Here is a 1,379-nt window from a genome sequence, read left to right on the forward strand (position 1 = left end):
CCTATTGCCTCATGTCAATACCTCCGGGAAGGTTATTCATTGCCTCAAATGGAAACCTCCGGAGGGGTCACCGAACGAAGGCCTGGTTCACGGCTGGTTTGACCGCGGCGGGCTTCTTCGCCAGGGCGATGGTTTCGAGCTGGCCTGTGAGCGCGAGAATCTTTCGTGACAGGGCGGCGGGCTTGATTCGTTGGAACTGGGCGTTCATCTGGATGATGGGCCGTTTGCGCATCTCTTCCCGGGCGACCGCCCGTTGGTGCGGGGTGGTCGCGGTGTCGTATCTCTTGGTCACTTTGGCGCCGTTTCGTTGTTTGAACACGAGCTTCTGCTGGGGCAGGAGATAGTTCGTGAACACTCGGTCCAGTTCCCAGATCTCGTTGAGTTTCTCAAGCTCGGTTGGTGTGTCGTAGCGGAGATAACCGACAAGCTCGCGCACGTGGGTCCAGTTCTTCTGCTCGACGTGGGCGCCGTCGTTACTGTGGTTAGCGCGAGACCGAGTGAAGGTGATCTTGTTCGCCATGCAGTAGTCGAACAGGTGGTGGTTGATGAACTCGGACCCGTTGTCCGAGTCGATACCGATGATCGGAAATGGGAACACCCCCATCACATGCTGGAGCGCCTCGAACACCCATTTCTCGGCCTTGTTGCGCACGGACCTGTTCACCGTCCACCCGGTCGCGATGTCAGTGACCGTCAGGGTGAAACAGTATTCTCCGGACGCGTTGCCGCCCTCGTGGCCGACCAGGTCGATCTCGACGAACCCGGGGACGGCGTCGTCCCACTCGGCCCAGGTGCGGATCGGGATCTGCGACTTCAACAAGGTCCCCGGTTTCGTATGAGACCGGCCCCTGGACATCATCTTGAACCGTTCCGGAGCGAGCCGGCGGTCGATGGTTGCCGCGCTCATTCGAATCAGGAGAGCCGCTTCGGGATCAGTGAGCTCAAGCTCACCATCGCGGCGCAGCAAGGGTACTAACACGGCCAGCATCGGGGCCAGGCGTTTCCCTGATGGTGCCCGCAGTACGGCCCAGCACTTCACCAGGGCGACCGTCACTCTCGGCCCATACGTGGCAGCACGCCCGGCGCGGGGCTTGATGATTCTCAGTGTTAGCGCTGCTCGCAGTGCCGCCCGGGCGTAGTCGCGATTCCACCCTGTCAGCTCCACCAACTCGTCCAAGATCCTGGACTTAGTTGGCCGGGCGGCACCCCGATAGGCGAGCGCCTTCTTCTTCGTCACAGCTTGCCGCTGCGTCATCGTCAGCTCCATAGAAACGGGCATATCCCATATCGCGGCCGGTTCTGAGAAACCACGCCCAAGCGGAGGTTTTCAAATGAGGCAACGTATATAGCTACGCGGAGGTTTTCTATGAGTCAACGCG

The 1,379-nt window shown here is 60.3% G+C and carries 1 protein-coding gene; it reads right to left on the reverse strand.

The annotated features are described in order from the left end of the window. Positions 1–67 precede the first annotated feature (67 nt). Positions 68–1,255 (reverse strand): DDE-type integrase/transposase/recombinase, encoded by a 1,188-nt coding sequence (locus DL891_RS16530; protein ID WP_111721584.1) that lies wholly within the window; start codon positions 1,253–1,255, stop codon positions 68–70. Positions 1,256–1,379: the final 124 nt, after the last annotated feature.

The organism is Homoserinimonas sp. OAct 916 (assembly GCF_003260275.1).
Classification (GTDB): domain Bacteria; phylum Actinomycetota; class Actinomycetes; order Actinomycetales; family Microbacteriaceae; genus OACT-916.

Bases quoted from the DNA above. Each gene is read 5' to 3' on its own strand.
- DL891_RS16530 (WP_111721584.1), bottom strand. From the start codon at position 1,255: ATGACGCAGCGGCAAGCTGTGACGAAGAAGAAGGCGCTCGCCTATCGG.